We start from the raw sequence: 21,758 nt of genomic DNA on the forward strand, positions 1-21,758 counted from the left end.
CGATTAGCCCCCCTGAATGACTACTTGCCGTAGTGCCTTCCTCATTGCGGCCCAACCTATTCCTATGAGTACCCCAAGCCAGCCTACCTGGATGATGATCCCCCATAACGCTTCCGTCTGTGAAATATGGCCTGAATATACACGGAAAGGGAAGTCAACCGTCCAGCGGAACGGCAATACGTAAGTAAACCGTTGCAGCCAATCCGGCATAAGCGGCACGGGAATAATCATCCCCGCCAGGAATTCGCCGGCAATCGAGATCATAAGAATCGAACCTGTCGGAGACAGTGTCCAAAATACGGAAATGTAAATCATCATTGATATCGCAACAATGACGAATAAGCCCAGCAGCAATGAAGCAACAAAGAAGAAAAGCGTTGGCCAGTCCGGAGGCGTTGTCATACGATACGGTTCCGGCAAAAAAAACACGACAAGAACAATCGGCAAGCAGCGCAGCGCTGCGTTTGCCACGCGCTGCGCGAGCAGCTTGGCGAACCAAAGCGGATATATGCCGATTGGCCTGCACAATTCATAGGCAATATTGCCGGTCGTAATGAGATCGAACATTTCATTGTCACGTGCCCAGAGCATGATGAACGAAAGAAAAATTTGCTGCAGCCAGACGTAAGTAATAATTTCCTTCAACGATATCGGCGGGTGCGCTGTACTATGACTATAGAAAGCGATGTAGATCATAATGAATACGAATCCAAAAAACAACTGCGTTATTGCACCGGCAATTGCAGATGCGCGATATTGCAGCCCATTAATGAATCTCAGCTTCCATACCGAGACATAGGCCCTCATATTTGATGCTCCTTATAGAGCTGAACGATCATCTCATCCAAGGATTCTTTACCCTGCACGCCGAACCGGCTGCGCAGCTGCTCCAAGCTCCCGTCGTATAACAAAGTCCCCTTGCCAATCATAAGAATCCGGTCCGCCAGCGCTTCTATATCGGCCATGTCATGCGTGGTCAGAATGACCGTAACGCCTTGCTCCTTGTTAATTGTCTTAATAAACTGCCTAACAGCCAGCTTGCTCACGGCATCAAGTCCGATCGTCGGTTCGTCGAGGAACAATACGCTTGGGCTATGCAGCAGCGAAGCCGCTATCTCGCAGCGCATTCTTTGACCCAGACTGAGCTGCCTCACAGGCGTACGAATGAATTCTGCAAGGTCCAGCGTTTCCGTCAGCATTCGTAGATTGTCTTCATACCGCTTAGGCGGTATCTTGTAAATATCCTTGAGCAGCTCATAAGAATCAATCACCGGCACATCCCACCATAGCTGGGAGCGCTGGCCGAAGACGACACCGATGTTTTTCACATAAGCAGTACGATCCGCCCATGGTGTATAGCCCATAATGGAGCAGCTTCCTTCATCAGGCACGAGTATGCCGCTCATTACTTTAATCGTCGTCGACTTCCCCGCTCCGTTCGGGCCGATGTATCCGACAATCTCTCCCTTGCCAATCGAGAAAGAAATATCTTTAAGCGCCTCGACAACCGTATGCTCCCGTACGAACAACGCTTTCGCCGCTTGCTTCAATCCAGCCGAACGTTTCGCTACCTTGAACGACTTCCCAATTCCTTGTAGTTCAATCATATTGTCCTGCATTTCAAGTAAACCTCCCCGCTCATTGTGTTTGTGTATCCCTCTTCCAATCAAGTCCGATGACACTTCGCAAACGCCGCTCAAAAAATATATCCAAATTAGTAAAAAAAGTATAGACTTATAATTTTGCGCCAGCTATACTATTATTATAGAGATCGAGGACGGACCCCCTAGCTTAAAATTTGTCTAAAATAGGTTTACGGCATAGAAAAGGCCGAGCGAGTAGCTAATTACTACCGCTCGGCCTTTTCTTATTTCATTGGTGACGTCTGTTATGAGAGAGCACACAATGACAGGTTTCCCATCCTGCGTGGTGATACTATAGGTAACGAAAGGAAGTGTTGCGATTGGAATGGCTGCTCCGCATGAAGGACGCCTTGGACTTAATCGAGGAACGCATGGATGATCGGCTGGATATCGAGGAAATCGCGAAGGAGGCATTCGTCTCTCCCTTCCACTTTCAGCGCATGTTCCATATCCTTACTGGGATGACGGTAGCCGAATATACGCGTAAGCGCCGGCTGACGTTAGCTGCTCAGGAGCTCGCGATGTCCTCTGCCAAGGTCATCGACGTAGCGCTCAAGTATGGCTACGATTCTCCCGAATCGTTCGCCAAAGCGTTCCGCAAGATCCACGGTTTAACGCCGTCGGAAGCCAGGAAACCAGGCGTCAGCTTGAAAGCTTTTCCACGCATCTCTTTCCATCTATCCTTGAAGGGAGACAAAGACATGGATTATCGCATTGAAGAGAAAGAAGCGTTTAATGTCCTTGGCAAGTCGATTGAGGTAACGTGCGAGGACGGCCAAAATTTGCGCGACATCCCGAAGTTTTGGGCGGAATGCAACAGCAACGGCACTATTCAGCAATTTGAGACTGCGGGTATCAAGGGGGATTTGCTTGGCATTTGCCTGGATATGAAGCCCGGACAAGGGGAATTCACCTATATGATTGCCGGTCAAACGACCGGAGGCAATGCAGAGGGATTGTCGCTGCGCTCCATTCCGGCATCAACTTGGGCAATATTCACTTCAATAGGCCCGCTCCCAGGCGCGATACAAGCCGTATTCGGGAGAATCTATCAGGAATGGTTCCCCGCCACAGGATACGAGCATGCCGAAGGACCGGAGATTGAGATGTATCCGCCGGGCGACACGACGGCCGACGACTATCGCTGCGAGATATGGATCCCGATTATGAAGAAGTAAGGTATAACAATAGCTCCAAGGGTTGGGGTGGTTGTGTCATGTCTTATATGAATTTTCGTACAACGCTCCTGACTCCATACGACTCCATCCACACATTATATGGTTTATCGTACAAAAACCTTATCTTATGACCGTTGCCAGCTTGTGTTATACGATTATTCACACAATCACCTGCCTGAAAAACATTATCTCCTCAAATTGTACGATTTCTCGTACAATCTTCTGGATCGATTACTTCTCATCTGTCAAAATAAAAAGCCGATAATCCTTTATTCACAAGGATTATCGGCTTTTTCAAATTTACGTATAATTCAAAGCTTGGCGATAGCCCGCCCGGCCACTCTTCCCGAGAAGAGGCAGCCCCCGAGGAAAGTGCCTTCAAGCGCGCGGTAGCCGTGTACGCCGCCTCCGCCGAAGCCGGACGCTTCTCCGGCTGCATATAGGCCGGGCACCGGATCGCCGTTCCCGTCAAGCACTCTGCCGGACAAGTCCGTCTGCAATCCGCCGAGCGTCTTGCGGCTGACGATTCTAAGTCTCACGGCAATGAGCGGGCCGTTCTTCGGATCGAGCAGCTTATGCGGAGCCGCGACACGAATCAGTTTATCGCCAATATAGTTGCGAGCTCCCCGAATGGCTGTAATTTGCATATCCTTCGTAAAGCTGTTCTCAATTTCGCGGTCTCTCGCTTGTATCTGGCGTTCAATGTCAGTGAAGTTCAGCAACGATTCACCTGTCAGCTTGTTCATGCCGGCAACGAGCTCGGCTAGATCCGCAGCAATGACGAAGTCTTCACCCTTCTCCATGAACGCCTTGACCGGTGCAGTCGGTCCAGGGAGCACGCGGCCGAGCACCTGCTTGATGCTTTTGCCGGTCAAATCGGGATTTTGCTCCGAGCCGGACAACGCGAATTCGCGTTCAATAATCTTCTGCGTCAGAATGAACCATGAATAGCTGTAACCGGTCTTCTGTATCGTCTCGAGCGTGCCAAGCGTATCGAACCCCGGGAAGTTAGGCGCAGGGAAACGCTGCCCCTTCGCATCCAGCCATAACGATGACGGACCCGGAAGAATCCGTATGCCGTGCTGATTCCATACGGGGTCCCAGTTCTTAATGCCCTCGGTATAATGCCACATCCGGTCGCGGTTCACGATCCGACCACCGGCCTCCTCCGTTATGGCGAGCATGCGCCCGTCAACGTGAGCCGGAACGCCTGACAGCATATCATCGGGCGGCGTCCCCAGCCTGCTCGGCCAGTTCTGCCGAACGAGCTCGTGATTCGCGCCTATTCCTCCGCTGCTGACAAGGACGGCCTGCGCTCGATATTCGAAGCGTCCAACCTGCTCGCGGGAGCTTGCTTCGCCGCGCGCCGCCGTGCTTGGCGCAAGCACCGCGCCCTCCACGCCTATGACGGCTCCGTTGCTGCGCAGCAGATTATCGACCCTATGGCGCGGCAAATACGTAATCGTCCCGCTCTCCATATGCGCACGAACCCGCCGCTCGAACGGCTCGACGATGCCAGGCCCCGTTCCCCACACGATGTGAAAGCGCGGAACGGAATTCCCGTGACCTTCCGCCAAATAACCTCCGCGCTCCGCCCAGCCGACAATCGGGAAGAAACGAACACCCATCGCATGAAGCCAAGCCCTCTTCTCACCCGAGGCGAAGTCGACATAAGCTTCGGCCCACTTCCGTCCCCAATAATCTTCATCCTCATCCCGGTCGAAGCCTGCCGCCCCCAGCCAGTCCTGCCACGCCAGCGCCTTCGAATCTTTAATCCTAAGCCGTCTCTGCTCCGGCGAATCCACAAGGAACAGTCCGCCGAACGACCACCACGCTTGCCCGCCAAGGGAGCTCTCCGGTTCTTGGTCGAGAAGCAGCACCTTCTTCCCTGCGTCTGCGATCTCTGCCGCCGCGACAAGACCAGCAAGACCGGCGCCTACTACGATTGCGTCAACTTCCATACGCACAGCTCTCCTTTTGAAGATAGATTACAGCCGATGACGGCTGGATACGACTGCTTAATCAAGCAGCTTCTGCATGTAGTCGTTCAGCAAAATGCGATCTGGATCCAGCTCCTCGCGCACCGCTTGGAATGAATGCCACTTCGGATACAGCGTCTGCAATTGCGCCGCTTGAAGCTTATGCATTTTGCCCCAATGCGGCCTGCCGCCGTAATTCAGAAAAATTTGCTCCATCGCCTCGAAATACTCTTCATGCGGCATCCCTTTATACATGTGAACGGCGATGTACGCCGAATCCCTTCCGTGCGCCGGACTAAGCCAAATATCGTCGCCCTTCGCATAACGGCACTCGATCGGGAAGTGAACGCGGTACTTGCCGCGCGACATGGCCTCACGCATCTCTTCAATAGCCGGTGCCATTGCTTCCGCCGGCAAATTGTATTCCATTTCGTTAAAACGAACATATCGCTGTGTAGCAAACAATCGGTGGCTGTGGTCGATCTTACGTCCTACTGGAACTTGCGAAGCGGAGATTCGGCTAATATGCTTGCTCGTGCCCGGCAGCCTGCGGGATACTTCCGACAAAAGCCCGAACAACCGATTCTCGATCCACACTTCGCTTATGTGATCCCATGCCCTTCTTCCGGTCACTTCCTTGTCCGTCTTGTTCGTAAGCTTAATCTGGCATGGCTGCGCATAAGGAAACCAATAAAATTCAAAGTGGCGATTGTCTCCCGCCAGCTTCGGCAATTGCTGCAAACATTCAGACAATGGGATTCGTCTGCTCTCGTATTCGAGCTTGTAGGCTGGCTCAAGCTTCAGCGTCACCTGCACGATGATGCCGAGGGTGCCAAGCGATATTTGAAACGCCTTGAACCATTCAGGATGGGATTGCTCCGTACATTGCACGACTTCGCCCGTGCCCGTAACGACTGTGAGCTCAGCGATCTGCGTTGCGATATTGCCGAGTGTTCGCCCCGTCCCGTGCGTACCCGTGCTAATCGCCCCGGCAATCGACTGTACATCGATATCGCCTAGATTTTCCTGAGCCAAGCCGTTCTCGAACAGCAGCTCACCGAGCAGCTTCAGCTTCGTTCCTGCCCATACGGTTGCCGTTCTCGCTTCCGGATCGATGGAGACGATGCCTTGCATGCGGTCTAGCGAGATCAGTATATCGTCGGATGCCGCAATCGGCGTGAAGGAATGACCTGAGCCAACCGTTCGCAGCCTTCTTCCTTCGCGGCGGCATAAGAGCACTGTATGTACAACCTCTTCGATGCTGCTCGGCATGATGACCTGTCTTGGCGTCGCTTGTACCGAGCCCGACCAATTCGACCAGCCTGACGAGTCTTGTTTCATAGGAAGCACTCTCCCATTCCGCGATAAGTCTTGTATTCGCCAACAATCTTTCCTTGCGAAACCGCATACAAAATTTCGAATCGCTCGCAGAGCTCTCCGGCCTTCGCATGACGGAAGAACACGGGGTCGCCGAGCTCAAGCTTCAAACCGGACGGCACGCGCAGCGGTGTCTGCACCTCGCCCGCCCCCTCAAGCTTGAACAGCGCAAGCCCCTCCGGCAAATAAGGCTTCGCCTCCTTCTCCGGTCCAGGCGAGCCCGATGCGGTATAGCCGCCGCCCATACAAGTGACAATGTCCGCTTTCGGCCGGCGAACGACCTCGACGGCAAAACCTGCCGCCGGCTTATAGCGGAACGAGCTGTATAGATCGAATAAGCCTGGCGCGTAGAAGCCTGAGCCTGCCGTAATCTCGGTGACGCATGCTTCCTCGCGGGAGCTGTCCATGCTTCCCGTTCCGCCCGCATTCACGAAGCGCAAGGAAATGCCCATAGCGCTAATGCCTTGGGCCGCTTCCTTCCTGCGTCTTGCGCTTTCTGCGATCGATCGTTTTTTGAGCCATTTGATTGACGCATTTTTGAAACGCTTGCCCGGTACGTTGTCGCCAACTCCCGCCACCTGAGCTTCGTAGCCCATCATTCCGTCCAGCTTCAGCCACGATGATTCGCTAATGCGCTGCACTAGCGGCTTCATCTGTTCCCATGATCGAAGCGGCGAGCGCCATACGCCGAAGTGCAAACCGGGATAATCGGCGGACATATCCATGTCGATGCATAGAGGAACAACGACTTGCCTGTCCTTCGCCAGTCTCTCAAGCTGAATCGCATGCTCCTCGCAGTCAACCATAAAGACGATCGAGCGCCCCTCGCGAACGAACTCCAGCAATTCGAGCAATGCGGCAGAATGCCACTGCGGATAACCAAGCAGCAGGTCGTCGAATCCTTGGCGGGCAAGGAATGCCGCCTCGCTTGCCGTATAACACATGATGCCTTGGAATACGTCGCTTGCTTGCAGCAGCCGCCGCATGGTGTCGACGCAACGAATCGACTTGCTCGCTATACGTACCTTTTTGCTTCCCGCTGCCGCGGCGATTGCAGCCGCATTCGCATCCAGCATGTCAAGATCGACATAAGCGAGGGGCTTCGGCAGATCTGCAAATATTTGTTTGTAATACTCGTAAGCGTCCACTACCCGATCAGCCCTTTCGTGAACAAATGGACAAGCTTCTTCATCTATATGAAGTCATTCTTTAGCGGGCGCGATTATCCTGCATGCTGCGGCGGGTAAATCGCTTATTTTGTGTTTTTTTCGCTGAATATCGGAGATGCTGTCGACCGTTTCTCGTTGTGAGCCGGTTTGTATTATAATGATAAATATGTCTATTACAATTGGAGATGACCGTTAACTATGAAATCCGAGATTATAAATCGATTCGTCACCTATGCGAAGGTGGATACGCAATCGAACGAAAGCTATACAAGCTGCCCGTCTACGCCGGGACAGCTGACGCTGGCGCGTATGCTTGTAGAGGAACTTAAGACGATCGGCATGCAGGAGATAACGCTTGACGACAATGGCTATGTTATGGCAACCCTTCCAGCCAACAGCGATAAGCCGATCCCGACGATAGGCTTCCTCGCCCACGTCGACACCGCTACCGAGCTGTCCGGCGCGAACGTGAAGCCGCAAGTCGTTGAAGCGTATGACGGAGGCGATATTACGCTGAACGACGAGCTTCGAATTGTCTTGTCGCCGAGTGACTTCCCTGAGCTGGCAGGCTATAAAGGACAAACACTCATTACGACTGACGGCACGACGCTGCTTGGCGCGGATGACAAAGCCGGTATTGCCGAGATTATGACGGCGATGAATTATCTCATCCAACATCCCGAGGTGAAGCACGGCAGAATACGGATCGCATTCACGCCTGACGAGGAGATCGGCAGAGGCCCGCATAAGTTCGATGTGACGGCGTTTGATGCTTCGTATGCCTATACGCTCGATGGAGGTCCCCTTGGGGAGCTGCAATTCGAGAGCTTCAACGCAGCAGCAGCCGCAATTACGATTAAGGGCAAGAACGTTCATCCCGGTACTGCCAAAGGCAAAATGATCAATGCGGTGAAAATCGCCGTAGAGCTTCAAAGCAAGCTTCCTGTCGAAGAAGCTCCTGAGCATACTGAGGGTTACGAGGGATTCTTCCATCTATCCTCGATTCAAGGCGATGTGGAGGAGGCACAGCTTCGTTATTTGATTCGCGACCATGACCGCGAGCGATTCAATGGCCGCAAGGCCGAGCTGACCGACATCGTCGAGACCTTGAAGGCGAAGTACGGAGCCGATCGTATTGAGCTTGAGCTGCGGGATCAATATTTCAACATGGGCGAGAAAATCGAGCCTGTCAAAGAAATCGTCGATATTGCGAGGCAGGCGATGGAGCGTCTCGGCATTACGCCGATCATCCAGCCGATCCGCGGCGGAACGGATGGATCGCAGCTTTCCTACATGGGGCTTCCTACGCCGAACATTTTTACTGGCGGAGAGAACTACCATGGACGTTACGAATATGTGTCGGTCGACAGCATGCTTCATGCCGTGAACACGATTATCGAGATCGTGAAGCTGTACGAAGAGAATGCGTAATCTAAAAAACAACGAAAGAGCATGCAGCTAAGCAGCCGCATGCTCTTTTCTTTTACTTCCAGCCGGAGCGTTCGAAAATATCGATCGCTTCTTGCCGGTTATTTTCTAGATCGGCATAATTCAGTTGCTGTGCCTTGAAGGTCCCCCATGATCGGATCGGCTCCGCTACCTCCGCCTCCACGTTAACAGGAAATTCAAAGCTCTCCTTGGCCAACAGCGTTTGGCCTTCCTTGCTAGTCAGATATTCCACCAGCTTTAACGCATTGTCTTTATGCTTCGAATAACGAGCAAGCCCGATTCCGCTTATGTTAAGATGAGCGCCCGTCGTCTCCTGATTAGGAAAAAACACGCCTAATCCTTCCGCAACGCTCGCTTCGTCCGGATCCTTCGAAGCAGAAAGCTGGCCAACATAATAAGTGTTCATAATAGCGATGTCGCCAATGCCGTCGGCAATCGCTTTCGCTTGCTCGCGATCGCCGCCTTCAGGGCTGCGAGTAAAGTTGCTCACCATTCCTTTGGCCCAACGTTCAGCTTCGTCTGTTCCCTCGAGCGCAATGAAGGATGCAAGCAACGACTGATTATATAGGCTCGCAGAGGATCTTACCAGCACCTTGCCCTTCCATCTCTCATCCGTAAGGCTTGCATAAGTGGACAGATCTTCGGGATTCACCCTATCCTTCGAATAGACGATTACGCGAGCCCTTGTTGCTACACCGGTCCAATAATGATCCGGATCGCGCCACTTGGCAGGCACTTGACTGTCAAGCGCCTCTGAGCTCAGCGGCTGGAGTACGTTCTGACGTTTGGCGAAGTTCAATACTCCGCCGTCTACGGTGAAGAACAGATCCGCATCGGAGCTATCTCCGTCTTGCTTCATGCGCGCCACGAGCTCCTCGGGAGTGCCCTTAACTTCAATCACCTCAATGCCGGTACGTTTCGTAAAGGTATCGAATACGACGGAATCCGCTTCGTAATGCCTTGCGGTATACACCGTTACGCTCCCCTTCTTCAAATCCTCATTTTGAGCATGCGCATTATCCTTGTCCGTATTGGGAAAAATCCCGAGCTGACCGCTTATGCCTAGGATTACGCAAGCCACAAGGACGATGGAAATGAATATATAGACCGACATCTTCTTCAAAGTAGACCCTCCAGCTTCATTTTCCTATACCGTCTATGACGGCGGGGACAGACAAGGAAAGCTTATTGTAACCGTTGTGCCCATTCGTTCCTTAGAGCGGATGGCAATGCTGCCTTTATATCGTTCGACCTGGCGTTTGGCGATGGCAAGACCGAGCCCGTTCCCGCCTTGATCGCGGCTTCTTGCTTTGTCCACTCGATAGAACCTTTCCGTCACGTAAGGAATGTCTTTGTCCGGTATGCCGATGCCTCGATCGGTCACTTCAATATGCAGTTGCTGATCGTACACATCGGCCATGACAACGATTGTTTTGTCCTGCAAGGCGTACTTGGCTGCATTATCTAATACAATGAACATTATTTGCTCCAAATGATCGACAGGAACCCCTATACGAACACCGTCCACCCTAAGCACATCGGTTTCCAGGTTGAACTCGGGTTGGATGACTGCAAAACGGTCCACGATGGACTCGATTGCTGCCGGCAGGTTTGTCAACGCCATTTCGATCAGGGGCGCGTCCTTCTCTGCGCGGGACAAAGCCAGCAATTCCGTGACGAGCCGCTTTAATCGCGCAAACTCTTCCAAGGATGCCTCCAGCGATTCACTCAAAATAACGGGATCTTTTTTTCCCCACCTGCTCAGCATGGCGAGATGGCCCTCGATGATGGCGATTGGCGTTCTTAGCTCGTGGGAAGCATCTTCAACAAATCTCGTTTGATGCCGAAAAGCATCCTCCACCTGATCCATCATCTCATTGAACATCAGCATCAGCGTCGATATCTCGTCACCGTTTAAGGCAGGACGCATTCTCTCCTGTATCCCTTTACTCTTTACGTCCCGAATCGTCTGCGCCATGCCCTGCAGCGGTCTGAGCAGATTCCGGGTAAGCAGCCACCCTACCAGAATACTGAGTGTTACTGCTCCTAAGGCAAAATAGAACATAACCTGCGAAATCGTCTTTGACAGTTCCTCGAACTGCTCCAGGCTCTTCACGATCTCGACCGTTCCGGTAAACTCATGAATGGTGAGCGGACTCTTCATGATTAACAGCGAATAGCCGTCCTGCTTGTATATGTCGAACGTCTGCTGCGAGATTGATAGATTGCTTTCCAGCTTATCGATCCCGTTACTTACGTGAACGGGCACGTTATTCGATATCGTAATAATCGGTCGGTTATCGTCTCCCAAGATGCGGATCCGTTGATCGTCACGATTCATTTTGTTCAAATATAGTTTGATGCCGGCTAAGTTGGCTGGTTTGAACGTTGTTTCCTGTTCTAGCAAATCGTTTAGGATGGCATCCATGTTTTGCTCGATGCTCTTTTTCTCGCGATGGATGATCCAATGTTCCATAATCATGTATTGCAGTATGTTATAACCGAGCAGCAGCGCAAGAATCAACAAAGTCGATCCTAAAGTCAGCTTGAATTTGATCGGCATACGGAAGTAAAAGCCCGTCCATTGTCGCAAGCTCATTTTCTCATCACGTATCCTATGCCTCTCATGGTTTGGATATAGCTGGGTTCGCCAGGAAAGTCGATTTTGCGGCGCAAATATCGTACATATACGTCCACTACATTCGTATCGACCGCTACCTCGAAGCCCCATACTTTATCGAGCAGCGTCTCGCGATCAAGCACGCGGTTCGTATTGATCAGAAATACATTGAGCAGATCGTATTCACGCTTCGTCAGTTCGATCGGGACGCCTGCTCTGCTAACTCTGCGCGTATTCGGATCAACGACCAGGTCAAGGAAGGAGAGAACCTGCTGCCGATCATCGTCCATACGATTGATTAGTATCCGATCCTGCTGCCTCCGGAACACGACTCTCATGCGGGCGAGCAATTCTTCGATGGCGAACGGCTTGGGCAAGTAATCGTCAGCCCCGCAATCGAGCCCGGATACCCGCTCCGAAACGCTGTCTCTTGCGCTGAGCATAATAATCGGCGTGTACTTGAAAGAACGAACCCGCCGACAAATTTCCAGACCATCGATTCCCGGCAGCATAATATCGAGTAAAATAATATCCCAATCCTCGGCCAGAGCGAATTGCAGCCCCGTATGCCCTTCTGAAGCCACGGTTACCGTGAACCGCTCGTATTGCAGCTCCAGCTCAATAAATCGCGACATGTTTTTTTCGTCTTCAATTAACAAGACCTTCTTCATTCCGATATTTCCCCCCGCTAGGCTGAAGCCGCGCCAACATGCCGGCCGCGACAGGAATCTTACCTTTTTAGTATTTGATGAAAATGATTATCATTATTAGATATAGGCTTATTCTATTCGATATTCGCAAACCTATCAATCCTTGTTTTTCATAAATTGTTCGTTTCTTAACCGCATTGCATGCAACAACGAGACGTTCGCGTCCCGCTCTCCCGCTTGATGGATCATGGCGTTCAAATCCTTTGGCAGACACTTTCCCGAAAAACCGCGATTGTCCTCATACACGAACGTATGGCTTCTCCCGATTCGAGGATCCTCCAGCCATACTTCCCTCAGCCCGGAATAATCAACGTCAAAGGCTTGCGCAATATCGTAAAACTCGTTGCAAAACGTAACCTTCATTGCCAAAAAACAATTTTCCATATATTTAGCCAGCTCTGCTGTTCGCGCATCCGTGAACACGAACTTGACCTCCGCATTGTACACGCTTTGGTAAGCTTTCACGGCAAGCTTGACGTCCGCCGCCGATCCGCCGAGCGTCAGCCAGCTTCGCGAGGATAATTCCGAGAACGGATGAGCGGTCGTTTCCCCGTAATATTCTGGCTGGAACACGATTCGCTTGCCCGTCTCTTCAGCCTGACTCTCGGTAAAGCCCACGGGAACGGTAGATCGAATGACGATGACCGAGGCATCCAGCCAGTTCAGCACTTCCTTCACTTGTGTCGTATCGCAGCTCCCGTCTGCCGCCTCGGGGGTAGGCACGCATACGAAGGCGGCATCACAGCCCGCAAGCTCTTCCCGGCTGCCAATTCCAAGCGGCCCATCGTACACGATCGCCATTGGAAATTGTTTATACATCGCTTTGCCTACATGTCCAAATCCGATAATCCCAATCTTCATCTTATTCACGCTCCTGTTAGCGATTGTGCGGACTGCAGCTTCTCGTGACGTTTTTTCTGCAACCCCTGCATGACAATAATGACCAAATAAAATGCCCAATACAGCACGAATTCTTCAACGGAAGGATTTTGCGTATAACCGAGGAACGCTTTAAAAAATATCCCGACTTGCCCGCTAATTAGCGGCTGCTCGCCCGTGTCGCGTATATGCTGCGTCTCGTCCAAAGGATGCTCGGGCATAATGGCCGTCAAATTGTATATTTCTCCGACCTCGCCGCCAGCGGTCTTGTATACCGTCCCCATAATCCCGATATCCTGCATAATCCCAACGGCTTGCACAAGCAGACCGCCCGCAATCATCATAAGGAATACGCTCGTAATTCGGAAAAACGTCTTCAGCTGTATTTTTCTTGTCCCTTTGAAAAACAAATAACCGACAATCAAAGCTGCAATTAAGCCGATCAACGCTCCCCAGCTTTGCAAGGCCTTCTGAATGTCGCCGCCGGTTATCGCCGCGAAGAAGAACACGGTCTCTACGCCTTCCCTTACGACAACAAGGAAGGAATGAAGGATCATGTTCAGCACGCCGCCAACCGTCAGAATCGCGGATATTTTATTTTCCAGCTTCCCCTGCATACTGCGGCTCTGCTCACCCATGAACAAGACCATATGCGACAGCAGCACGCAAGACACGAGCATGATGCCGATTTTCAAATAGTTTTGGCTGCCCATCGTCGCGAAGCCGGTCAATACCGTTTGGAACACCAGCGCGACACCGTAGCTCGCCGCAAGCGCTAGAACGACGCCGACCCAAACCCACTTGTTCCACTGCGTCTGTCCGATTCTCTTTAAATACGTCATGATGATGCCCACGATCAAAATAGCTTCGAACGCCTCGCGAAACGTGATCAGAAACGATTGCACATTCATAATATAACCTCCCAGCAAGTTAAAATAGCGGAGGAAGACACCTGCGCATGATGCGCAGGCGTCTCCCCGCCGATAACCCTTATTTATCGAAGAATAATAATTTCGCCCTTCTCATAGAAGACCGCTTTGCCGAACAGCTCCGCAACTGCGCGAAGCGGAATGAACGAGCTTCCTTTCTCAATGACGACCGGTTGATCCAGCTTAATCGTTTCGTTAAGCTTGCCGTCTTGAACGACCGTATCGTTGCCTGCTTTCAGCTCGGTCGTCTTGCCATCCTTAACGATAGTAACCGTCTTCGTGTTATTGTCGAAGCTTACTTCGGCATTGATCGCATCGGCAATCAAGCGTACGGGAACGAGCGTCCGGTTCGTGTTCTTGTTAACGAATGGCGCACTAACCGCCGTCCGTTCTTCGCCGTCAACTTTGTATGCTTTCTCGCCCACCTTCAACTGTACGCCGTCCTTCACGACTAGGTACTTCAGCATTTGGAAGGAAGCCGACTTCGCACCTGCGAGATCCGATTTGTTGACGGCATCGGCGAATTGTTGTCCATACGCAGCTGCAGCCGCATAATCTTCTTTCGTGAGAAATACTTCCTGCGTCGACAAGAACATATTGCCTTCCATCGCGTATCCGCGAGCGCCCTGCAAGTCGCCTTCCGCCAGCTTCGTGTAAGCGTTCGTTACATATTCAGAAACTTTACCGATCATCGTGCGTTGCAATGCCGCCTGAATTTTGTCTTTGTTTACTTTGCTTGCATCTCCCGAAGCGAATGCGTTCAGAATGTAGTCGGCATCCTCCACGCTTCCGCCTCTTAGATACGTATAGACAGGGAGGTAAAGGAAGTAGCCTTCCGTAACAGCCGTCGGCTGCTCAGCCGCAGGTTTCGTCGGGATGTTGGTTGCGTACGTAAAAGCTGCCAGCGCGTACGTTTTGATAATCGTTTTGTCCAGCACTTGGCGATGTACGTTGAAGTCGTTCGCATTTTTATCGTCCAGATCTTTCAGAAGCTGTTCGATGGTTCCTTTCAGAATTCCGACCATATCAAGTTTGTACGTGCCGTCACGCTTAACGACCGTCCCTTGAATGACGCCTTCATAGATTTGAACAACTTTGTAAAACTCGCTTTTTGCCGTTGCAAAATCTTCTTTAGTCAGCGCCGGACGAACCTTGTTGCTGATAACATCGCGCAGATTGAAATAGAAATACCATTGAAGACCTTTATCTACCGCCTGCTTCGCTTGATTCACATTAAGCGTGCCTTTGATTGCATTATCAAGCACAAACGAGATATTCTCGTCGATCTTAGGATCGTTTGGCTTAATCGTAGCGTCGATCCGTTTCACGTCTGTCTGGAATTGAGCGACGTAAAACTGTTGAACCGCTTTAAGATCGGTATTATCGGTGAATAATGCTTTAATATCGGCGAATGCCTTGATTTTGGCGGCAAGCTCCGCATCCTCAGTAATGTTGAAGACGGATTGTGCGTGAGCGGTTGTGCTCACCGTAACGAATGTAGAGAATACTAAAGCTAGACTAATTGCAATGGACCAAAATTTACGCATGATCATCTCTCCTAATATCGATTAGTAGTTATAGCAATCCTTTTTTTCGAATGAACCATACAACCCCGCCGCCAACGATTACGACCCCAGCGATTACGAAAATCGTAACGAGCGGATTCGTTTTGTCCGTCCGCTCCATCGGAGCATGGCCTTCCTCCTGCGCTCCTTGCTGTGAGCCCTCGGCTAGCGCAGACTCATCGGATTCAGCTTCGGATTCACCCGTCAGCTCATCCGAATCTCCCTCGCTGCTGGAGTTTGCAGGCGGCGCAGTGCCCGTTGCTTCGGGACTTGGCGCCGTGCTTTCCCCCGGCTCTTGGCTCGGTTCTGCGCTCGGCGTCGCCGATGGCGTCTCCTCCGCTGCCGAATCGGATTCAGCCGGCTTGTCGCTGGCAGCAGGCTTGCTCGTAGCTGTCGGAGCCTTAGTAGCAGAAGGCTTCTGCGTAGCTGCAGGCTCCTTGCTCGGTTTCACGGCGTTCGTATCCGTATTAGTCGGTTTGACGTAGGCTTTGTAAGCGAATAGAGGCTTAACCTTTCCGTAAATAAAGTCAACCTTCGCCTTGAACGTATCCGGGTCTGCTTCCTTCTTCCCTACCCCGAACAATCCGGGATTGCCGAGCGCTTCAAGCGCAGCATCAAACGCTTTGTTGATGTCATCCGTTCCGGAGGTCATATAAGGCGCAAGCGTATCGAAGGTCGCCTTGGCTTTGGCCAAAAGCAGCTTCGTTGCGGCATAGTCCGATACATCCTTCAACGCATAAGTAAATCGACGATCCAAATTCATCACAAGCACCGCTTTGTAGTTGGCAATGAGCTGCTTGCTATCCTTCGCCTCAATGTTCTTATCCAGCGTCAGCGCAACCGCCTCGCCAAAATGCGATTTGATCTCGGATCGCCGAACCTGATGCGTATCCTGGACGGTTTGCCAATCCGCCTTATCCCCGCTTAATGCGCCCGCTATCACTTTGAAAGTCTCGGCAACATCCTCCGTATTCGCATCTCCGTAGGAGTATGCCGAAACCTGGACAGGAGCGAGCCATACCATAATGACGATCGCTGCCAGCCCATATCGAAACCATCTTGACACTTGCGCTCTCCCCTCTCTTTGCTTCTCTCTAGTTGTCATAAGCCCGTTTCCATTCGTATAAGGTAATCTCGGAATAGACCGGATCAAACCGATTATCCGAAGAAATATAGGCGACGGGCACGACGTTCATTCCCGCGTTCTTGTTTTGTGCCAAAAAACCTTTCAAGACGTGGTCTGTCAAAAACACCCGACGCTCCGTCTCCGATGACGCTATCGCATGAAAATAATCCAACGTGTATACTTTCCGATGCTCGTATTCCGCCTGCAAATATCCAAGTACGCGGGTTTCCTCCCACGTATATAGCACGAACGGTTCCTCTATCGTTTCCATATAATCGTCCAATTGATAGATGGACGGACGTTGCTCGGCTTGGAGCTCCAGCAATTGTGCTCCGGCAATGAATTGAACGATCACCACAGCCGTTAATGTGAGCTGTATGGCTGCGGCGTTGACTTTGTCCCATAGCTGCTGCTCGCGGCCCGATTCTGAAGTACGCCTCAGCCAATGAGCTGCTTTCAATGCGGACACATAGACAAGCAGCATCAACGGGCCTGCAATCGGGGCGATGTGGCGCGGCTTCTCGATATTTTGACCGAGTAAAACCCAGCCTCCGTAAGCCGCCAATACGATGAGCAGCCATTCGTGATGCTTCAAACCATCTACGACTGATCTCCTTCTATTGCTGCCCAGCCTCCATATCCCGCATCCTGTAAGAGCGATTAGGCATCCGTAGATCGCGCCTAGCACAACCGATCGGCTAAGCAGCACCTCTCGAATCAAGTGATCGTAGACGAGCGTAACGACTCGGGTTCCGAACGGCACTTGTGCGGAGGCAACGCCGCCGCCCCATTCGGAGAAATGTCCGGCTACGAATGCCATCGACAAGTTCCAGAACCCCTCCAGCGTCCCTTCGGACATCGCTAACCCGCCGATCCATATCATCTGCGCTCCCGCAGCGGCTATGAGCGCTAATGAAAGTCTCCGAAGTCCGATGCGCCTATTTGCTTCGCTTCTGTATTGATAGACAAGCAGCAGGAGCAGCGCCAGCCCAAACGGAAAGTAGGAAACCCGAATGCCCATGAGCAAACTAAACGAAACGATTGCGACGCCAAGTCGTAGGTTCGACTCCGGGCGATCCGCAGCCATTCGAATACTCCACAAAAACCACCATAGCACCGCTATGCCCGCACACTCGGACATTGGCCTTGAACCCATCAGCCACAGATAGGGCATTGTCTGAACGGCAACACTGACCCATATCGCCGTGATTCCGCTTATGTACCTCCTCGCCAGCAGCGCAATCGGGATTGCCGAGCTGCAAGCGAGCGCCGCATTCCAGTTGATCAACGACTTAACAGGATCAGACATCCAGGTATGAAGCAGCTTAGCTCCCGCAATGAAATACGGATATCCCGGAAAATGGGGTTGCATGGCAAGCAAATCGAAACGATCTACTGCGAGTACGAAGTCGACTTCATCCCAAGAGCGCACGAACGGACTGGCGAACCACAGGTTCATGACGAAGAGCGTCAACACGGCAATAATGGGAGCGCCATATAAGAAATAACGAAGTGATCGCTGCTTCATCCGCCTATCCCCCTCAAGCTCCGTCAACCATCAAACCTGCGAGCCGGATGTTTCCTGCAACTGCCGGCCTGGAGCATGGGAAGCAGCGCCGCGAATCGCCGGTCGCTTCATCTCTTGATAAATAGCCGGTAGAACGGAGGTTACATATTGACGGAACTTAATGAACGACTGCCCTTGCGTCCTAACCTTGTAGGCAATAGCTACCTCTTCAAGCCGGAAGCCCTTTCGGAGCAAATTCAGCGTGAGCACCTGAGCGTAGTTGTAATCATGAATGATCTCCGCGCTCTCCATCGCCTCTCTTGAAAAACCTCGCATGCCGGACTGTCCGTCATAAATCCACTTGCGGAGCAGGATCGACTGGAGCACCGTGAACAAGTAGTTGCCCAGCCGTCGATGCAGCCTCATCCCGGCAATGCTGCCTTTAAACCGCGATCCGAACGTATAGTCAGCTGCATTAGATAGGATAGGGCGAACGACATCGGGAATTTGCTCTGGAGGATATTCATTGTCGGCATCGATCATAAGGCCGATATCGGCTCCAAGCTGGCAGCAGCGGGCAAGCCCTTCTCTCACAGCGGCACCCAAGCCTCTGTTGGCAGCGAATGAATACACATAATCTGCACCCGCCTCCTTGGCTGCCTCTGCCGTTCGGTCAGTGGACCCATCGTCGATCACGATGACCAACACCTCATAATTGAGATCGAATTGACGCGGTACGCGCTTAATGACACTCTCAATATTTCCTACCTCATTGTGCGCCGGGATAAATACGATAAGCTTCTTCCTGATGGTTGATTTCATGGCAATCCTCTCTTTGTTATGGCTTGAAAGCATCCGTCAGCACCTTCCCCCGACTGGCGCCCGGATAAGGCGCGCCTAACAAGTAAGCCAGCGTTGGAGCCATAGAAATAAGCGAGTGTCTCTCATCAATTCGACAACCCTGCCTAATTGATGGTCCGTGCAGGAAGAAAGGTACGAACCGCTCTCCTTCGTCCAAGTGACCATGACCGCCAATGCCGTCCGCTTGCCCATGATCGGCACAGATGACGAGCGTCGTATTTTGCATCATCCCTTGGCTAGTCAGCCAATCAACAAACTCCTCGACAAGCCGATCAGCCTCGGCGATCTTCTGCAAATACTCATCGTACAGCACGCCCATGCTGTGTCCTGTCTGATCGACGCCGATCATCTGCACAACGAATAATTCAGGATTTTGTTCGGCCATAATTTTTTTGGCGCGATCGATGATGTTGCGATCCGCTTTGTCATTGTGCATGACAGCCGTTACGCTCTCGACATCGTCTCCCATGGAGTCGATCAGATGGGCAATGCCCAGCAGACGACCGCGCTTCCCGACCTTCCGCAGCGAATCGAATATGCTTTCCACCCGAATGCCCAGTTTCCAAACCATATTGGAGCGTATGCCATGATCCCGCGGGTAAGCGCCAGTGAACATGGACGAGAAACAAACGACCGTTCTCGCCGGATAAACCGTCTCCATCTGCGTATACTCGGTTCCTTCCTGCCGCAGCTTCTTAAGAAACGGCGCTTCGGCCTCCTCGAACCGTTCCTTGCGCATGCCGTCGATGACGATCACGATAACCTTGTCGTTGATTTCCTTTCCCGTCCTGTCCGGATCGCTCGTGAACGACTCCGTCTCCTTGGGCTTCCAATCAAACAGATTCCGATGCAGAATCCAGCTGTACAGCCATAAGCCCGCCGTGAATGCGGCCCATACAAGCCATTCATCATCAAACGCTGCCAACGTAGTGCCTTCGTCTGCGAGCGAAAACAACTCATAGCCGTAATTCCACAGCAGCAGCAGCAGCAGCACCTTCGGCAATTGCTCCTGTGCATTGCCGCTCGTCGAGTCGCTGTTCTTAAGCACCAGCTTCCAGAACCTTTTGAAATTCCACCACGATGTGCCGATTCGCATTCGATAATAGAAAGTACCCCAGAAGAAGACCGTAAAGAACAAGTACAAGCCGATAGCTGCCGCATAAAGCAGAAGATTGCCCGGCTGCCACAGCAGCAACGCAGCTATAACCGGAAACCACAAATAATTGCGCAGAAACAATGGAAAATCAAAATGATAATAAATAATAAACAATGGCAACAGGCAAAGAAGTCCAAGGCCGGCGTCAGTCCAAAAGTCGCCATTCATCCATTGATCAATCCGGTAGAGCAGAAATACAGAAACAGTAAAAATCGGTGTAAACGGCTTGCCCTCGTTCAATAGATTCCAACATCTTGCCGCTACGATCTCAAAAGCCGACGCTTGTTTCATTAAAATGTCCTCTCACTTGTAGAATTCGTATGTAGGTTTGACTTCCTCGGCATTCGCAGCCAATCTCTCGCCTCGCGAAGGCCGATCGGCATTCGGACCAATGAATAGGCGCCAACGATGAAAGAAAAGGCGAACTTGAAGGCATGTGCCAGCAGCGCTGTCGCATAGGCTTCATCCCAGCTCACCCCGAGCACGGCTAATGAGCTGCTTAACGTGCTCTCATAGGTGCCGATTCCTCCAGGCGTCACATGAAAGATTTGTCCTCCGATCGTTACGCTGTTCGCCCAGACGGAAGCAACGGCGCCTATCTCTATGCCTCCCATATGGGCTATTCCAAACAGAATAGCTGCTTCGAGTACCCAACTGGCGGCAATAAGGGAAAGAATATATGGACCTTGCCGGGATAACACGATTGCCTTAAGCTGCGTAATATGCCGTTCTGCAAATGTCCATCGACGCATCGGTGTAAATCGCAGCGCCGCGCCTGCAGCAAGTAGCGCTGCAGCGGCTGCCGCAACCGCAAGCCAAGACATCGTCATGCCTAACCACAGCATGCCTAATCCCGATATGACCCCAAGCACCAGCATATCCGCCAAACGCATGATGACGACGCTATGAAGCGCATTGTCCCACCTCATGCTCGTTTTCTTCATCAATATCCCTGTACGAACAAGATCGCCGGCCTTGATCGGCAGCAGATGATTGATCAGCAAGCTATAGAACATGCCGTGGAGATACAGGCCGATCGGATGCTCTCGTCCGGCATACGCCCGCCAAGCCGCAGCTTTAAGCAGGAAAGAGAGCAAGTAGGCGACAAACATGAACATGATCCATCCTGGTTGAACAATGATGACGCGCAGCCGGCCAAGCAAGTGATCAGAATCGAACAACTGCGAGCTAAGGAGCAAAAAAACGATAAACAAAGCGATTCCGAATAATCCAGTAAATGCTTTACCCCTCATCCCAACCGCTTCTGCCCTTCCCGCTTCGCTTCCGCCCAGACACGAATTCCGTTATCGGTAATGGACATGTATTGACCGTTTCCTTCGCCCCTCGTAATTAATCCGCTTACGGTCAATATCTGAGCCGCCTTGCTCACCTCATGCGCAGCCATATTCAGCATTTCCGCCAGCTCCTTTGCCGTTGCGGCTCCGCTTTCGCTTAGCGCTTGCAAAATTTTGTACTTGCTTCGTTGCGAGCGGGGTTTAATTCCGTCTTGGCGATAACGCTTTCCGGCCTTATACAAGGATCGATCCATCAACCGTTTACCTCCTTCATTCGATGCTGAGCAGACGCGATCAATATTCACAGAATGTGAT

At 51.8% G+C, this 21,758-nt stretch carries 19 protein-coding genes; 2 read left to right on the forward strand and 17 right to left on the reverse strand.

The window, feature by feature from the left end:
* Positions 1–3: 3 nt before the first annotated feature.
* The gene (locus V8F51_RS08340) at positions 4–807 is read right to left on the reverse strand and encodes an ABC transporter permease (protein WP_337099712.1); all 804 of its coding nucleotides are present in this window, start codon (positions 805–807) and stop codon (positions 4–6) included.
* Complete coding sequence (locus V8F51_RS08345) at positions 804–1,619, reverse strand: ABC transporter ATP-binding protein (RefSeq protein ID WP_337099713.1); 816 nt, start codon at positions 1,617–1,619, stop codon at positions 804–806. Before V8F51_RS08345 ends, V8F51_RS08340 begins: the two co-directional genes overlap by 4 nt.
* A 344-nt stretch (positions 1,620–1,963) precedes the next feature.
* Here V8F51_RS08345 and V8F51_RS08350 point away from each other — a divergent pair, with 344 nt between their 5' ends.
* A complete protein-coding gene (locus tag V8F51_RS08350; protein ID WP_337099714.1) occupies positions 1,964–2,821 on the forward strand; it encodes an AraC family transcriptional regulator in 858 nt (285 codons plus the stop codon).
* Between the two features lie 311 nt (positions 2,822–3,132).
* Here V8F51_RS08350 and V8F51_RS08355 read toward each other — a convergent pair whose 3' ends face one another.
* The 3 genes from V8F51_RS08355 to V8F51_RS08365 are packed head-to-tail and all read right to left on the reverse strand — an operon-like array spanning position 3,133 to position 7,325.
* Entirely contained in the window at positions 3,133–4,782 is a 1,650-nt protein-coding gene (locus V8F51_RS08355) for an FAD-binding dehydrogenase (RefSeq protein WP_337099715.1), read from the reverse strand.
* A gap of 57 nt (positions 4,783–4,839) precedes the next feature.
* On the reverse strand, positions 4,840–6,141 hold the full coding sequence (locus V8F51_RS08360; protein ID WP_337099716.1) for a D-arabinono-1,4-lactone oxidase: 1,302 nt from the start codon (positions 6,139–6,141) through the stop codon (positions 4,840–4,842).
* Positions 6,138–7,325: an amino acid deaminase/aldolase gene (locus V8F51_RS08365; RefSeq protein ID WP_337099717.1), complete on the reverse strand. Its 1,188-nt coding sequence runs from the start codon at positions 7,323–7,325 to the stop codon at positions 6,138–6,140. The genes V8F51_RS08360 and V8F51_RS08365 overlap by 4 nt, the downstream gene beginning before the upstream one ends.
* A gap of 219 nt (positions 7,326–7,544) precedes the next feature.
* Between V8F51_RS08365 and pepT the strand changes: the two genes are divergently transcribed.
* Entirely contained in the window at positions 7,545–8,777 is a 1,233-nt protein-coding gene (pepT, locus tag V8F51_RS08370) for a peptidase T (protein ID WP_337099718.1), read from the forward strand.
* 52 nt (positions 8,778–8,829) lie between these two features.
* Here pepT and V8F51_RS08375 read toward each other — a convergent pair whose 3' ends face one another.
* From V8F51_RS08375 to V8F51_RS08430, 12 genes are all read right to left on the reverse strand, one after another.
* Positions 8,830–9,909: an extracellular solute-binding protein gene (locus V8F51_RS08375; protein WP_442956410.1), complete on the reverse strand. Its 1,080-nt coding sequence runs from the start codon at positions 9,907–9,909 to the stop codon at positions 8,830–8,832.
* A gap of 42 nt (positions 9,910–9,951) precedes the next feature.
* Positions 9,952–11,394: a HAMP domain-containing sensor histidine kinase gene (locus V8F51_RS08380; RefSeq protein ID WP_337099720.1), complete on the reverse strand. Its 1,443-nt coding sequence runs from the start codon at positions 11,392–11,394 to the stop codon at positions 9,952–9,954.
* Positions 11,391–12,086, reverse strand: coding sequence for a response regulator transcription factor (locus V8F51_RS08385; protein WP_337099721.1), 696 nt, complete (start codon positions 12,084–12,086; stop codon positions 11,391–11,393). The genes V8F51_RS08380 and V8F51_RS08385 overlap by 4 nt, the downstream gene beginning before the upstream one ends.
* 135 nt (positions 12,087–12,221) lie before the next feature.
* Positions 12,222–12,986 (reverse strand): hypothetical protein, encoded by a 765-nt coding sequence (locus V8F51_RS08390; RefSeq protein ID WP_337099722.1) that lies wholly within the window; start codon positions 12,984–12,986, stop codon positions 12,222–12,224.
* Between the two features lie 5 nt (positions 12,987–12,991).
* A complete protein-coding gene (locus tag V8F51_RS08395; RefSeq protein WP_337099723.1) occupies positions 12,992–13,915 on the reverse strand; it encodes an FTR1 family iron permease in 924 nt (307 codons plus the stop codon).
* Positions 13,916–13,998: 83 nt separating this feature from the next.
* Complete coding sequence (locus V8F51_RS08400; RefSeq protein ID WP_337099724.1) at positions 13,999–15,480, reverse strand: copper amine oxidase N-terminal domain-containing protein; 1,482 nt, start codon at positions 15,478–15,480, stop codon at positions 13,999–14,001.
* A gap of 28 nt (positions 15,481–15,508) precedes the next feature.
* The gene (locus tag V8F51_RS08405) at positions 15,509–16,564 is read right to left on the reverse strand and encodes a hypothetical protein (protein ID WP_337099725.1); all 1,056 of its coding nucleotides are present in this window, start codon (positions 16,562–16,564) and stop codon (positions 15,509–15,511) included.
* A gap of 28 nt (positions 16,565–16,592) precedes the next feature.
* Positions 16,593–18,152: a hypothetical protein gene (locus V8F51_RS08410; RefSeq protein ID WP_337099726.1), complete on the reverse strand. Its 1,560-nt coding sequence runs from the start codon at positions 18,150–18,152 to the stop codon at positions 16,593–16,595.
* Between the two features lie 30 nt (positions 18,153–18,182).
* Positions 18,183–18,953 carry a glycosyltransferase family 2 protein gene (locus V8F51_RS08415; RefSeq protein ID WP_337099727.1) on the reverse strand — a complete coding sequence of 257 codons (771 nt, stop codon included), beginning with the start codon at positions 18,951–18,953 and terminating at the stop codon, positions 18,183–18,185.
* 16 nt (positions 18,954–18,969) lie between these two features.
* Positions 18,970–20,439 (reverse strand): alkaline phosphatase family protein, encoded by a 1,470-nt coding sequence (locus V8F51_RS08420; RefSeq protein WP_337099728.1) that lies wholly within the window; start codon positions 20,437–20,439, stop codon positions 18,970–18,972.
* Positions 20,439–21,401, reverse strand: coding sequence for a lysylphosphatidylglycerol synthase transmembrane domain-containing protein (locus V8F51_RS08425; protein ID WP_337099729.1), 963 nt, complete (start codon positions 21,399–21,401; stop codon positions 20,439–20,441). The genes V8F51_RS08420 and V8F51_RS08425 overlap by 1 nt, the downstream gene beginning before the upstream one ends.
* Positions 21,398–21,697: a winged helix-turn-helix domain-containing protein gene (locus V8F51_RS08430; RefSeq protein WP_337099730.1), complete on the reverse strand. Its 300-nt coding sequence runs from the start codon at positions 21,695–21,697 to the stop codon at positions 21,398–21,400. Before V8F51_RS08430 ends, V8F51_RS08425 begins: the two co-directional genes overlap by 4 nt.
* Positions 21,698–21,758: the final 61 nt, after the last annotated feature.

The organism is Paenibacillus sp. YIM B09110 (assembly GCF_037167145.1).
GTDB lineage: Bacteria > Bacillota > Bacilli > Paenibacillales > Paenibacillaceae > Pristimantibacillus.